Here is a 13,223-nt window from a genome sequence, read left to right on the forward strand (position 1 = left end):
TGATGGTGACGGCACGGAGATCCCGAAAGGTGTCGCCCGGGAAACCCGGCCGGGCCGCCACCCCCGGCTAGGCCGGAAAGCTGCGCGCCTTCTCGGCATCGCGCCGCACGTAGCGCCGGTGGGACCGCAGGCTGAACGGGATGAGGGCCAGGAACAGGATCACCACGGCGGCCAGCACCTCCATGGGGAAGGTGGCCAGCAGCAGCACGAACACCGCCACGCCGAACAGCACCGGGATGACCTGCTCGCGCGGCACGCGGCCGAGCGACTTGCCGGAGAAGTGCGGGATGGCGCTGGCCATCAGCCCCGCGATGCCGAGCAGGTAGGCGATCTCCAGCGCCACGGCCCAGCGCTCGAAGACCCATCCCAGCGCCGACAGGTGCAGGTACAACGGCAGCAGCGCCGTGATGGCGCCGGCCGGCGCCGGCATGCCGGTGAAGAAGTTCGACGCCCAGGCGGGCCTGTCCGGATCGTCGAGGCCGGCGTTGAACCGGGCCAGCCGCAGCGCCATGGCGATGGCGAACACCATGGCGGCGAACCAGCCGAAGCTCTTCATCTGATGCATGTTCCAGAAATACAGCGTCAGCGCCGGCGCCACCCCGAAGTCGACGAAGTCGGCGAGCGAGTCGAGTTCGGCGCCGAACCGCGTCGTCCCCTTCAGGGCGCGTGCCAGCCGCCCGTCGACCCCGTCGAGGACGGCCGCCGCCACGATGAAGAAGACGGCCCTCTCGAAGGACCCTTCCGTGGCGTAGCGGATCGCCGTCAGCCCCAGGCACAGGGACAGCAGCGTGATGAGGTTGGGCAGCACGATGCGCAGCGGCACGTTGCGGAAGCGCCGCCGGCGGGCCGGCGGGCGCAGAAGGGCGGACGGCACCGGCTCCAGCGCGTCCGGATCTTGGTCGCGGTCCGCGCTCATGCGGCGTCGGCTCCTCGCTGCAGCGGTTCGGGCGGCTCGGGGCGGAACACGTCGATGGGCTCCTTGAAGCCCCGCACCGCGAAGGCGCCGACATGGGTGGCCGGGCCGTGCAGGCGCCGGGCGAATTCGCCCGACATCAGCACCGGCTGGTCGAGCGGTCGGTTGAGGTTGGCGATGCGGCTCGTCAGCCCCACGTCCTTGCCGATCACGGTGAAGTCGAGCCGAAGCCCCGAGCCGACGTTGCCGTAGGCCGCTTCGCCGTAGTGCAGCGCCACGCCGGCCTCGATCGGGGCTTCGCCCGGGTGGAGCAGGTTGCGGGCGCGGAGGGCTTCGAGCGCGTCCTGCCCCGCCGCCAGCGCGCGGTCGGCCGCGTCGCCGTCGGCCCCGTCGCGGAAGATCGCCAAGAGCCCGTCCCCCATGTATTTCAGCACCTCGCCGCGCCGGCCCTCGATCGGCGGCACGAGGCAGTCGAACAACGCGTTGAAGACCGCCACCGCCTCGACGGCGCCGAGGTCCGCCGTGTGGCCGATCGAATCGCGCATGTCGGCGAATAGGATCGCCGAACGGATCGTCGACACCTGGCCGCGCTTGGTGTTGCCGCGCAGGATGGCGCGGTGCGGCTCGTCGCCCACGTAGGTGCGCAGCAGCTTGTCGAGCGACAGCCAGGTCGAGCGCAGGTCGATCAGCATGGCGATGGCGGGGAGCAGCCGCGACAGCGCGGCCATCTCGGGCACGGCGAAGCCGCCGGCCTGCTTGGTGGCGAAGGTCACCCAGCCGTGGCCGCCGTTCATCAGCGGGATCGGCACGCAAAGGTAGTGGGTGAAGCCTTCGGCCTTCAGCTCGGCCACGATGCCGAAGCGCGTCACCTCCGTGTCGGCGAGGCGCATCTCCACCGCCCGGCCGGTCCAGGCGGCTTCGTAGAAGGGCGACAAGCGGTAGCCCGAATCGTCGTCCTGCGTGCGCACGTAGGTGCGCGTCGTCACGCCCCGGCCCCGCACCCACAGGCGCGACACGGAATCATGCTCGGCGTCGAGCACCTCGGTCGACGAGCCGTAGCGGTCGAGCGGCAGCCCGAGGACGAGCAGCTTGTCGCAGAGCGTGGCGATGCGCTCGCTCGGCATGTCCTTCGTGCGGGCGTTGCGGGTCAGCCAGTCGGCGACGAGCGAAACCCCGTAGGCGAGGTCCCAGCCCATCAGCCGGTCGAGGCGCTCGGCCGGGAGGTCGACGATGTCGGCCGCCGTCAGGGCCGCGTCGGCGGCCGCCAGGGGCATGTCGGCCGGGGCCTGCGCGGTGGCGTCCAAGCGTCACCCGGCCTTGAAGGAGCGCGGCGATTCGGCGGCCCGGGCATCGGCCAGCACGGTTTCGCCCGCGACCGCGGTGGCGCCGATGCCGACCATGACGCGGACGTTCTCGGGCAGGTACACGTCGACGCGCGAGCCGAAGCGGATCAGGCCGAAGCGGTCCCCGACGCCGATCGTTTCGCCTTCGCGCACGAAGGACACGATGCGCCGGGCGACGAGGCCGGCGATCTGCACGACGCCCACGCGCCCGATCCCCGTTTCCAGCAGCATGGACGAGCGCTCGTTGTCCTCGGACGCCTTGTCGAGGTCGGCGTTGACGAACAGCCCGGGCTTGTAGGCCACCTTGAGGATGCGGCCCGACAGCGGCGCGCGGTTCACGTGGCAGTCGAAGACGCTCATGAAGACCGACACGCGCTGCAGGGGCCGGTCGCCCAGGCCGAGTTCGGGCGGGGGCACGAAGAAGCCGACCGACGACACGGTGCCGTCCGCGGGCGACACCACCAAGCCCTCCCGCATCGGCGTGACGCGCTTCGGGTCGCGAAAGAAATACACGCACCAGGCCGTGACGATGAAGCCGAGCCAGCCGAGCGGGCTCCACAGCCAGTCGAGCACCAGCGCGGCCACGAAGAAGCCGGCGATGAAGACGTAGCCTTCGGGGTGGATCGGGACGGCCTGCCGCTTCAGGCTGGCGATCACCGACATGGGGAAGCCTTCACGGCGGCAGCGGTCACGTTCATCCCCATGGCACCATCATCCCAACCGCGCGACGGGTCGCGTCACGCGTCGACCGCTTCGCGGTCCCGCCCCTCGTCGCCCGCCTCGGACCCGCGCAGCATGTCCGCGACGGCTTCGGCCTCGCGCTGCTGGTTCCACATCGCGGAATAGATGCCGCGGCGCTCCAGCAGCCCGTCGTGGGTGCCGCGCTCGACGATGACACCCTTGTCGAGCACCAGGATCTCGTCGGCGTTCACCACCGTGGACAGGCGATGCGCGATCACCACCGTGGTGCGCCCGCGCGACACGCGGTCGAGCGCGTCTTGTATCTCGCGTTCGGTGAAGGTGTCGAGGGCCGAGGTGGCCTCGTCGAGCACCAGGATGGCGGGCGCCTTGAGGATGGTGCGGGCGATCGCGACGCGCTGCTTCTCGCCCCCCGACAGCTTGAGGCCGCGTTCGCCCACCTGGGCGCGGTAGCCCTCCGGGACGCTCGCCACGAAGCGGTCGATCTGGGCGAGGCGCGCGGCTTCCGCCACCTCGGCCTCGTCGGCGGCCCAGCGGCCGTAGCGGATGTTGTAGCCCAGCGTGTCGTTGAACAGCACCGTGTCCTGCGGCACCATGCCGATGGCGTCGCGCAGGGAGGACTGCGTCACCCCGGCGATGTCCTGGCCATCGACCGTGATGCGGCCGCGGTGGGGCTCGTAGAAGCGGAACATCAGGCGGGACAGCGTCGACTTGCCGGCGCCCGAGGGGCCCACCACCGCCACCGTCTTGCCCGGAGGCACGTCGAAGGACACGCCGCGCAGGATGTCGCGCTTGGGGTCGTAGCGGAACCACACGTCCTCGAAGCGCAGGTGGCCCCGGCTCACCACCAGCGCCTCGGCCCCGGGGCGGTCCTGCACCTCCGGGGCCGACCGCAGGATCGCCGACATCATATCGATGTCGATGATGGCCTGCTTCACCTCGCGGTAGACCAGGCCCATGAAGTTGAGCGGCTGGTAGAGCTGGATCATCATGGCGTTGATGAGCACGAAGTCGCCGACCGTGTTGCGCCCCGCCCGGATGCCCGCGATGCTCATCGCCATCACGACGGCCAGGCCGGCCGAGAAGATGATCGCTTGCCCGGCGTTGAGCACCGCCAGCGACACGTAGGTCTTCACGCTCATCTGCTCGTAGCGGCGCATCGACAGGTCGTAGCGGGACGCTTCGCGCGCTTCGGCGCCGAAATACTTCACCGTTTCGAAGTTGAGCAGGCTGTCGATGGCCTTGGTGTTGGCGTCCTGGTCGCTCTCGTTCATCACCTGGCGGATCGCGATGCGCCAGTTCGTCGCCACCGCGGTGAAGCCCGTGTAGGCGGCGATCATCAGCAGCACCGCCAGGGCGTAGAGCCAGTCGAACTGGACCAGGAACACGCCCATCACCAGCACGAACTCGATGATCGTCGGCACGCCGGTCAGCATGGTCATGCGGACGATGGTTTCGATGGCGCCGCGCCCGCGCTCCAGAACGCGCGTCAGCCCGCCGGTCTTGCGCTCCAGGTGGAACCGGAGCGACAGCTCGTGCAGGTGCACGAAGACGTCGTTCGCCATGCGCCGGACGGCATGCATGGCCACGGAGGCGAAGAGCCCGTCGCGCACCTGGGTCAGCACGCTCATCAGCATGCGCAGCAGGCCGTAGAGCAGCGTCAGCGCGACCGGGCCGGCCAGCACGGCGGGAAGATGCTCAACCCCGGCGTCCTCGCGGCCCACCAGGGCGTCGGTGGCGAACTTGAACGCGTAGGGGATCGCCACAGTGACGAGCTTGCCCGCCACCATCAGCACCAGCGCCACGTAGATGCGGCGGCGGAGGTCGGCACGGTCGGACGGCCAGATGTAGGGCCACAGGTGGCGCAGGGTGGCGGCGAGCGAGGTTTGCGCGTGGGGCGTCACGGCCGCGGCGGGATCGTCGATATCGGGCATGGTGGAAGGATCTGGCCTTTCGCGGCGGGCACGGCGGTCGGTCGCATGCATATAGGGCGGCGGCGGCTCCGGCGCAGGATGGGCGAACCGGAGGCGGCCCCGACGCAACGCCGGCCGGTTGACCGGCTCGCGCGTCGCCGTGCTAGATTTCCGCCATGACGAAGCTCCGATCCATCTGCGTTTACTGCGGTTCCAGCGACGGCACCGATCCCGGCATGCGGGCGGCCGCGGAAGCGTTCGGCCGCGCCATGGGGGAAGCCGGCATCGCGCTCGTCTACGGCGGGGGCGACCACGGGCTCATGGGCGCCGTCGCGCGCGCCGTGCTGGCGGCGGGCGGCTCCGTCACCGGCATCATCCCGGATTTCCTGCGCGGCAAGGAGCGCATGATCGACGGGGACGACGGGGACGAGCGGCGCCTCGAGATGATCGTGGTCGAGGACATGCACACCCGCAAGCGGATGATGTTCGAGCAGGCCGACGCTTTCGTGGCCCTGCCCGGCGGCATCGGCACCCTGGAGGAGCTCGTCGAGCAGATGACCTGGGTGCAGCTCGACCGACACTCGAAGCCGGTGGTCATCGCCGACGTGGCGGGCTTCTGGGCGCCGCTGCTGGAGCTGATCGAGCACATGCGACGTCAGGGCTTCATCCGCGCCGCGTCCGACGTCCGCTACCAGGTGGCCGGCACCGTCGAGGAGATCATCCCCGCCATCCGCGCCGCGATGGACCGCGCCGCGCGCGCGGGCGCCGAGAAGGCTTCGCTCGACATGCCGATGTGAGGCCGGGGGCCGGGCTACCCGGCCGCGGGATCCGGCGTCACAGGAACGCCCGGCCGGCGCGGTCCTCGACTTCGACGATCCACAGGTCCGGGTCGAAGCCGATCTCCCGCTTCAAGCGATCCTCGGCGGCGCCCGCGTCGATCGCGGGGTCGCGGTGGACGGGCACGAAGGCCCGCAGCCCGTCCTCGGCGGCCTCGCTCTGCGGCGCCGGGCCGAGCAGCGCGGCCGTGCCGTCGAGCCTGTCCACCTTGATCATGACGGCGCCGGACTCGGGCGAGCCGCGGCGGCGCAGCACCGCGACGACGCCCTCGACCTCCAGGCGCCGGATGTAGGCGGCGACCCAGAAATCGGTCCTGATGCGCGGCAGGCTCACGATACGCCCGTCATTCGGCCTGCGCGGCCGGCTTGGCCCCGGCGGCGGGCGCCGCCGCGGCGATCCGGTGATGCGGGTGCGGCGCGGCCGTGTCGGCGGCCTTGGCGGGATGCGCGGCGGCTTCGGCGGCATGGGGCGCCGGCTCGGCGGCCTTGGCCTCCGCCTTGGCGGCGGGTTTGTGGACCGGCTTGGGTTCGGGCTTCGCCGGGTGGGACGCGCCGGCGAGGAGCTTGGCGACCGGGTCCGCCTTGGCGTCGGCCTTCTCCACCTTGGCGCCGGCCGCCGCAGGCGCGGCTGCGACATGGCCGGGGCGGGGATGGGCGTGGACCTCGGCGGCGGCCTTCGGCTTCGCCACGGCCTCGTCGTGCGCCTTGCCGGCGGCCGCCTTGCCGACCGCGTGGCGGACCGGCGCGGGCTTCGGCGCCGCGGCGACCGCCGGAGCGGCGGGTTCGGCCGGGGCGGCGGGAGGCGGCGCGATCGTGCCGGTCCTTTCGATCGGCGCGGGCGGAGCGGGCGGGGGCACGGCCGCGGCGGTGCGCTGGGCCGCCTCGGACGCCCCGTCGACGGACCGGCCCAGGCCGAACAGCGGCGACGGGTGCTGGCCGCGCTGGAACACCATGGCGTTGGCGACGATCCCGACCAGCGCCACGCCGAAGGCCGCCACCGTGAGGGCCTTCAGCGGCCTGACGCGCGGCAGGCGCGCGCTCAGTTGCGCGGCGAGGCCGGGCCCGCGCCGCCCGCGCGACGCGGATCCGGGCGACCGGCCGCCGCCGAGGCGCTGGGCCGCGATGGCGGCGCTGGTGATGCCCCCGCGGTTCGGGGCGCCGCGGGAAACCGGGCCCTCGCCGACGAGATCGTCGAGCGGGGGAGCCCCCGCGGATCGGGAGCGGCCGGCGCCACGCGCCGGCGAGCGATGGGTGTCGATGGCCGCGTCACGCAATTTTGTGCATCCTGCCGCCGTTCGGCACACCGTCGTGCCGCACCCCCGAGGAATAGCGGGAAATGGTTTCGATTTTGGTCACGCCGCCCGGCGCGACGGCCGCCCGGCGGCAGTCCTGGGGCAGGCGGACCGACACGCGGGTGCCCTGCCCCGGCGCGCTTTCGATCGCGATCGAGCCGCCGTGCAGCCCGACGAGGCCACGCACCACCGACAGCCCCAGGCCGGTGCCGTCGCTGGGCCGGTCGTAGGCGGCGCGCGCCTGGAAGAAGGGGTCGCCCAGTCGCGGCAGGTCGCGCGCCGCGATGCCGACCCCGGTGTCCGACACGGTGATGAGGACCGAATTGCCGTCCGGCCGGGCCGTGATGGCGACGCGGCCGCCGGCGGGCGTGAACTTCAGCGCGTTGGACAGCAGGTTCAGCACGATCTGCTTGCAGGCCCGCTTGTCGCCGACGAGCTCGTCCGCACCGGGCGCCACCTCGCGCTGCAGGCGGACGCCGCTCTGCTCGGCCTTGAGGCCCACCATGTCGCAGCAGACCGCGACGAGGTCGTGCAGGTCGAAGGCTTCCGGATGGATGTCGAAGGAGCCGGATTCGATCTTGGACGCGTCGAGGATGCCGTTGACCACCGCGAGCAGGTGCAGGCCGGACTGGTGGATGATGCCCGCGTAATCGCGCCGCTTGTCGGCGTCGGCCGGCTCAAGCGCCGGGTTGGACAGGATTTCGGAGAAGCCGATGATGGCGTTCAGCGGCGTGCGCAGCTCGTGGCTGACGTTGGCGAGGAACATGTCGCGCCCCGCATGGGTGCGGTCCGCGGACGTCTGCGCCAGGGCGACGAGCCGGTCCTGCTCGACCCGCGCCGACACGTCGCGCATCAGGCCGACCGCCGCGACGGGGCGCGCGGCGTCGGTCACGGCCTCGCCGGGGTTCGGCGGCCTCAGCGACAGGTCCACGGCCGCGAACACCGGCTCGTCGAAGTCCCCCCGCTGGCTCGGCACCGTGCGGCCGGTGCGCAGCCGCAGCGTGGCGGTGCCGCTGCGGCCGTCGGCGGCGTCGGCGACGAGCTTCAGGAACACCGGGCGGTCGGCGACGTGCAGCCTTTCGAACAGCCCGCGACCGGCGAGGTCCGTCGGCGCGAGGCCGAACAGGCGCAGCGACGCGCAGCCGACCCGGCAGGCCGCGCCGGCGCGGTCGAGCTGCAGCACGACGTCGTCGATGGCGTCGGCGAGGGCGCGGTAACGGTCCCGGTCCGCGCGGGCCTCGCCGTCGCGGCGCCGCGCCGCCCGCCCGGCGACGGACGCCAGCAGGCCGCCGTAGGCCAGCGCGGCCATCAGCGCCGCCGCGCCGAGCGGGGTGAGGTGCAGGGGAGCCGCGGGTAGGCCGAAACGCGCGCGGAGCGCCGCCAGGAGCACCACCGCCGAGGACGCCAGGACCGAGGGAACGACGAAGCGCCCCGTGGACGCAGACGCCGCCTCCACCGGAACCATCAGCAGGATCGCCAGGCCGAGGCTCGACCCCGTCCCGAGCGCCACGGTGGCGCCCAGCCCGACCCAGGCGGCGAGGCTCAGTGCCTCACCGACGCGCAGGTTTCCGGTCCGCGATACCGCCAAGGCTGCACAGAAGGGCAGCGCCAGCCAGGCCAGGGCGCCCGCCTCCCAGGCGGCCGGCGCCGCGCCGGCGACGAGGCAGAGCGGCGCCAAGGCCAGCGCGGTGAGCGACAGCCCGACCCGCGTGAGGAGGAACGTACGATGGGCGTGCGCGTCGACGACGTCGGCACGGACGTCGTCGTGGACGAAGGGCGCGACGGCGGCGTCGAGATGGGCCAATGGGTTCACGCGACACTCCGCACCGGACGCAACCGGATCTCGTCCTGGCCTGATGCAAACTCCCAGGCCCGCCTTAAACCAACGCTAAGTCGGGGCGCCTTTCAGCGGTGTGAGCGTCGGAGCGAAGGGCACCGCCGGGGACGCGTCGCCTGTCGGCGTGGTTAAGACTTCGCATCCGACGCGACGGCGCCGCGTCGAGCGGAAAGCTTCCGCTCAGGATGACGGCATCCCCCCGTCGACTCCCACGCCCGCCCTGCCCTAAGCTTCCGGACGGCGCCGCGGATGGCGACCGACCGGGGCTCGGCACGCATGATGTTCTTCCTGGCGCGGTCGGCGCTGTGCATCGGCGCCGTGGCGGCCGCCGCCGGCGGCCTCGGCGGCGAAGGCTTGGTGACCGCGGCCGACCGCGGCGCGCGACAGGTCGCCGCCGATGCCGGGCGCGCCTGCCTGGCGTCGAGCACCTGCCTGCGCGTCGGCACGGCGGCCCTGTCGGCCGCGGGCGGCGCTTCGCCGGCCTCGGAACCGGGGGCGTCTGTCGCAGCGCCGGCCGGCCCGCGTCGGCGCACATCGGCGCGGCGGGCGGGCGCGGAACCGAACCGGACGCCGGCCCCGCCCGGCGGCTGAGCCGCCCCGCGCCGGCCATTCGAAGGCTCTCGGCTGCAGCCCGGACTGGAACGCGACCCGAGGACGCGCGATATGGAGGGGACACGGGATCCCTGCCGACCATGCACAACGTCGACGACATCATCGCGAACTTCGAGATCCTGGACGAGCTCGACGACCGCTACCGCTACCTCATCGAACTCGGGCGCGAGCTGCCGCCCCTGCCGCCGGACGCCCACGACGAGGCCAACCGCGTGCGGGGCTGCGCCAGCCAGGTCTGGCTCGAAACCGCGGTCGACCCCGGTCCGGCCCACGACCCCGTGCTGCGGTTCCGCGGCGACAGCGACGCCCACATCGTCAAGGGCCTGATCTACCTCGCCCTGGCGCTCTACGGCGACCGGCCGGCTTCCGAGATCGCCGCCACCGACGCCACGCCGATCTTCGCCAAGCTCGGCCTCGGCGGCCACATGACGCGCCAGCGGTCGAACGGCTTCGCCGCCATGGTGGAGCGCATCCGTGCGGACGCGCGGCGCGCGCTGGCGGGCGAGATGCCCCAGGCCGGTCCGCCGGCGCTGCACTGACCGGCCGGGTCCAGCCCCGCCGTCCGACGTCCCCGACGGTTCTTTCCGGGGCGGCGGACGGTGGCGCGGCGCGGCCTCAGGCCGGCTCGCGACGGTTCCGGCGCTGCTGGCCGAGGCCCATCTCCTTGGCGAGCTGCGAGCGCGCCTTGGCGTAGCTCGGCGCCACCATGGGGTAATCCAGGCCGAGGCCCCATTTCTGGCGATAATCCTCCGGCGACATGTCGTATTGCGTCCGCAGGTGTCTTTTCAAGGATTTGAACTTTTTTCCGTCTTCGAGACAGACGATGTAGTCGTCCGCCACCGATTTGCGGATGGAAACCGCCGGTTTCAAAGGCTCCGCCACGACCTCCTCGACCCCACGATGCATGCGGACCAAGGCCGAATGCACACCGGCGATCAGCGCGGGAAGCTCGCTGGACGGCACGGAATTGTTGCTGATGTAGGCAGCAACAATCTCGACCGCGACTTCAAGAAGGTCGCCCGACGTTCCAGCATCCGACATCATCGTCCTCGTATGCAAAAGATTTGATAAACGCGCGTGAGCACCTCGAATCATCAAATTTGGCGGTGCTCAACCGCGGCGATTATTGCGGGACTCGGGTGGCCTGACAAGATGCGCGCCGCAGCGGCCGCCCTTCGCGAGGCCCGGCGCCGGCCACATCGCGCCCTTGCCGGGCCAGCGGCGGGGCCCGATAAAGGCCGCATGACCGACCTGCCAGCCTTCGCCTCCGCGGCCCCCGCCCCCGTGCCGATCCCGGCCCGGCCCGTGACGCGCGCCGTCCACAACGTGGCCTTGACCGACGACTTCGGCTGGATCCGTGCCGACAACTGGCGCGAGGTCCTGCAGGACCCGGCCGCCCTCCCGGGCGAGATCCGCGCGCTGCTCGACCGCGAGAACGCCCATGCGGCGGCCGTGATGGCCCCCACCGAAGCCCTGCAGGGACGGCTCGCCGAGGAGATGCGGGACCGCATGGAGGAGGAGGAGGCGGAGGTCCCCGTGCCGGACGGCCCCTTCAGCTACTATTCCCGCTACCGCGAGGGCGGGCAGCACGAACTGGTGTGCCGCGTGCCGCGGAACGGCGGGGCGGAGCAGGTCATGCTCGACGGCGACGCGCTGGCCGACGGCGTCGAGTTCTTCGAGTTCGGCGACGCCGCGCCGTCGGACGACCATGCGCTGTTGGCCTGGGGCTACGACGACAAGGGCTCCGAGCTCCACACCATCAGGGTCCGTGACCTCGCGACGGGCGAGGACCGTCCGGACGCCGTGTCCCGCACCGAGGGCAGCGCGGTCTGGACCGCGGCCGGCGACGCCTTCTTCTACGTGCGGCTCGACGAGGACCACCGCGCCAGTTCCGTGTGGCTGCATCGGCTCGGCACCGACGCCGCGGACGACCGGGAAATCTACGACGAGCCCGACCCGACCTGGTTCGTCGAAGTGTCGCGCACGCGCTCGGGCCGCTTCGCCGTGATCTCGATCCACGGCCACGACGCCTCGGAAGCCCGGGTGGTGGAGCGCACCGAGCCCCTCGTGGCGCCGCGGCTGGTCGCCGAACGGGCGCCCGGCCTGCACTACGAGGTCGACCACCGGGGCGACGACTTCGTCATCCTGACCAACGCCGACGGCGCGGTGGACTTCAAGATCGTCACGGCCCCGGTGGAGGATCCCGGCCGGGCGAACTGGCGCGACCTCGTGCCCCACGAGGCGGGGCGGCTCATCGTCGGGCACGCCGCCTTCGCGCGCCACCTCGTGCGCCTGGAGCGGCGCGACGCCCTGCCCCGGATCGTCGTGCGCGGCTTCGCCGACGGCGCCGAGCGCGCCGTGTCGTTCCCCGAGGAAGCCTATTCGCTCGGCCTCGGGGAGGTGGCGGAGCAGGACACGGCGGTGATGCGCTTCACCTACTCGTCCATGACCACGCCCGGCGAAACCTACGACTACGACATGGACAGCGGCGAGCGGGTCCTGCGCAAGCGCCAGGAGGTGCCGTCGGGGCACGAGCCGTCCGACTACGTGACGCGTCGCATCCTGGCCCGGGCGGACGACGGGGCCGAGGTGCCGGTGTCGATCCTCCACCACCGCGACACCCCGGTCGACGGCTCGGCGCCGCTGCTGCTCTACGGCTACGGCGCCTACGGCCACGCGATCCCGGCGGCGTTCGGCACGAAGCGCCTTTCGCTGGTCGACCGCGGCTTCGTGTACGCGATCGCCCACATCCGCGGCGGCACCGACAAGGGCTGGGCGTGGTACACAGACGGCAAGCTCGCCAACAAGGCGCACAGCTTCACCGACTTCATCGCGGCGGGACGGGCGCTGGCGGCGGCGGGCTACACGGCGGAAGGCCGCATCGTGGCCCACGGCGGCAGCGCCGGCGGCCTGCTCATGGGCGCGGTGGCCAACATGGCCCCGGAGCTCTTCGCCGGGATCGTCGCCGACGTTCCCTTCGTCGACGTGCTGAACACCATCCTCGACGCCAGCCTGCCGCTGACGCCGCCCGAATGGCTGGAATGGGGCGACCCGATCCGCGACGTCGACGCGTTCCACACCATCCGGAGCTATTCGCCCTACGACAACGTGGCGGAGCAGCGCTATCCGCCGATGCTGGTGCTCGGCGGCCTGACCGACCCGCGCGTCACCTATTGGGAGCCGGCGAAGTGGGTCGCCAAGCTGCGGCAGAAGGCGCTCGGGCCGTCGCTCGTCCTGTTGAAGACCAACATGGGCGCGGGCCACGGCGGCGCGTCCGGCCGCTACGACCAGCTCGACGAGGTGGCGCTGCAATATGCCTTCGCGTTGGCCTGCGTCGGGCGGGACGGCGTGGAGCCGTTCGGGGACGACGACGACGGGGAGTGAGGGCGTCCCGGTGCCGCGGTACGCGGATCCGCCACGTGCCGGCCTTCGCCGATGCCGCACCGCGTGCCGACGGTTGCCGCGGTGCGCCGCGTCCGGCATGGGATCGCCCGACACGAGGGTCCGGGACAGCACATGACGGCCAACGACAACAAACCTCCGCGCCGGCCCGGCGAGCCCAACCGCCGCGGCACCGTCGCGGCCCTGGTCGCCGTGGTGGCGATCGGCTTGGCGCTGTTCTGGGCCCTGTCGGCCATCCGCGCCCACGACGCCGTCCAGGACTGCATCGATTCCGGCCGGCACGGCTGCGGCGACGCGGAGCCCCGGTGAGGCGCCGGGGCCACGCCGTCCCGCTCCCGCCATCATGTCCACAGACGGTGCCGGCATGCGGCGCCGC

13 protein-coding genes are annotated in these 13,223 nt (G+C 72.3%); 5 read left to right on the forward strand and 8 right to left on the reverse strand.

The annotated features are described in order from the left end of the window. Positions 1–67 precede the first annotated feature (67 nt). From D3273_RS05620 to D3273_RS05635, 4 genes are all read right to left on the reverse strand, one after another. Complete coding sequence (locus D3273_RS05620; protein ID WP_129224379.1) at positions 68–916, reverse strand: CDP-alcohol phosphatidyltransferase family protein; 849 nt, start codon at positions 914–916, stop codon at positions 68–70. Next, the gene (locus D3273_RS05625; RefSeq protein ID WP_129224381.1) at positions 913–2,217 is read right to left on the reverse strand and encodes an adenylate/guanylate cyclase domain-containing protein; all 1,305 of its coding nucleotides are present in this window, start codon (positions 2,215–2,217) and stop codon (positions 913–915) included. The genes D3273_RS05620 and D3273_RS05625 overlap by 4 nt, the downstream gene beginning before the upstream one ends. 3 nt (positions 2,218–2,220) lie before the next feature. Further along, positions 2,221–2,919, reverse strand: coding sequence for a phosphatidylserine decarboxylase (locus D3273_RS05630; protein WP_129224383.1), 699 nt, complete (start codon positions 2,917–2,919; stop codon positions 2,221–2,223). Between the two features lie 74 nt (positions 2,920–2,993). Further along, positions 2,994–4,889 (reverse strand): ABCB family ABC transporter ATP-binding protein/permease, encoded by a 1,896-nt coding sequence (locus D3273_RS05635; protein ID WP_129224385.1) that lies wholly within the window; start codon positions 4,887–4,889, stop codon positions 2,994–2,996. Positions 4,890–5,044: 155 nt separating this feature from the next. Here D3273_RS05635 and D3273_RS05640 point away from each other — a divergent pair, with 155 nt between their 5' ends. Next, positions 5,045–5,665, forward strand: a complete 621-nt coding sequence (locus D3273_RS05640) for an LOG family protein (RefSeq protein WP_129224387.1) — start codon at positions 5,045–5,047, stop codon at positions 5,663–5,665. Between the two features lie 37 nt (positions 5,666–5,702). Here the strand turns inward: D3273_RS05640 and D3273_RS05645 are convergent, their stop codons facing one another. The 3 genes from D3273_RS05645 to D3273_RS05650 are packed head-to-tail and all read right to left on the reverse strand — an operon-like array spanning position 5,703 to position 8,809. After that, a complete protein-coding gene (locus D3273_RS05645; protein ID WP_245501013.1) occupies positions 5,703–6,038 on the reverse strand; it encodes a DUF1491 family protein in 336 nt (111 codons plus the stop codon). 10 nt (positions 6,039–6,048) lie between these two features. Beyond that, positions 6,049–6,978 (reverse strand): hypothetical protein, encoded by a 930-nt coding sequence (locus D3273_RS29050; protein WP_245501014.1) that lies wholly within the window; start codon positions 6,976–6,978, stop codon positions 6,049–6,051. Then, positions 6,971–8,809 carry a sensor histidine kinase gene (locus D3273_RS05650; protein WP_129224391.1) on the reverse strand — a complete coding sequence of 613 codons (1,839 nt, stop codon included), beginning with the start codon at positions 8,807–8,809 and terminating at the stop codon, positions 6,971–6,973. Before D3273_RS05650 ends, D3273_RS29050 begins: the two co-directional genes overlap by 8 nt. Positions 8,810–9,082: 273 nt before the next feature. Between D3273_RS05650 and D3273_RS05655 the strand changes: the two genes are divergently transcribed. Then, positions 9,083–9,424, forward strand: coding sequence for a hypothetical protein (locus D3273_RS05655; RefSeq protein WP_129224393.1), 342 nt, complete (start codon positions 9,083–9,085; stop codon positions 9,422–9,424). Between the two features lie 101 nt (positions 9,425–9,525). Further along, entirely contained in the window at positions 9,526–9,984 is a 459-nt protein-coding gene (locus tag D3273_RS05660; protein WP_129224395.1) for a SufE family protein, read from the forward strand. Between the two features lie 76 nt (positions 9,985–10,060). On the opposite strand, the gene D3273_RS05665 is transcribed toward D3273_RS05660, so the two are convergent. After that, positions 10,061–10,486 carry a Ros/MucR family transcriptional regulator gene (locus tag D3273_RS05665; RefSeq protein ID WP_129224397.1) on the reverse strand — a complete coding sequence of 142 codons (426 nt, stop codon included), beginning with the start codon at positions 10,484–10,486 and terminating at the stop codon, positions 10,061–10,063. A 201-nt stretch (positions 10,487–10,687) separates the two neighbouring features. Between D3273_RS05665 and D3273_RS05670 the strand changes: the two genes are divergently transcribed. Together D3273_RS05670 and D3273_RS05675 are read left to right on the forward strand one after the other, a co-directional pair. Further along, positions 10,688–12,829 (forward strand): S9 family peptidase, encoded by a 2,142-nt coding sequence (locus D3273_RS05670; protein ID WP_129224399.1) that lies wholly within the window; start codon positions 10,688–10,690, stop codon positions 12,827–12,829. Positions 12,830–12,961: 132 nt separating this feature from the next. Then, the gene (locus D3273_RS05675) at positions 12,962–13,156 is read left to right on the forward strand and encodes a hypothetical protein (protein ID WP_129224401.1); all 195 of its coding nucleotides are present in this window, start codon (positions 12,962–12,964) and stop codon (positions 13,154–13,156) included. The last annotated feature ends 67 nt before the right edge of the window (positions 13,157–13,223 follow it).

The organism is Lichenibacterium minor, from assembly GCF_004137685.1.
GTDB lineage: Bacteria > Pseudomonadota > Alphaproteobacteria > Rhizobiales > Beijerinckiaceae > Lichenihabitans > Lichenihabitans minor.

Coding starts and splice junctions, on each gene's coding strand:
- D3273_RS05620 (WP_129224379.1), bottom strand. CDS start 916: ATGAGCGCGGACCGCGACCAAGATCCGGACGCGCTGGAGCCGGTGCCG.
- D3273_RS05630 (WP_129224383.1), bottom strand. CDS start 2,919: ATGTCGGTGATCGCCAGCCTGAAGCGGCAGGCCGTCCCGATCCACCCC.
- D3273_RS05635 (WP_129224385.1), bottom strand. CDS start 4,889: ATGCCCGATATCGACGATCCCGCCGCGGCCGTGACGCCCCACGCGCAA.
- D3273_RS05640 (WP_129224387.1), top strand. CDS start 5,045: ATGACGAAGCTCCGATCCATCTGCGTTTACTGCGGTTCCAGCGACGGC.
- D3273_RS05655 (WP_129224393.1), top strand. CDS start 9,083: ATGGCGACCGACCGGGGCTCGGCACGCATGATGTTCTTCCTGGCGCGG.
- D3273_RS05660 (WP_129224395.1), top strand. CDS start 9,526: ATGCACAACGTCGACGACATCATCGCGAACTTCGAGATCCTGGACGAG.
- D3273_RS05665 (WP_129224397.1), bottom strand. CDS start 10,486: ATGTCGGATGCTGGAACGTCGGGCGACCTTCTTGAAGTCGCGGTCGAG.
- D3273_RS05670 (WP_129224399.1), top strand. CDS start 10,688: ATGACCGACCTGCCAGCCTTCGCCTCCGCGGCCCCCGCCCCCGTGCCG.
- D3273_RS05675 (WP_129224401.1), top strand. CDS start 12,962: ATGACGGCCAACGACAACAAACCTCCGCGCCGGCCCGGCGAGCCCAAC.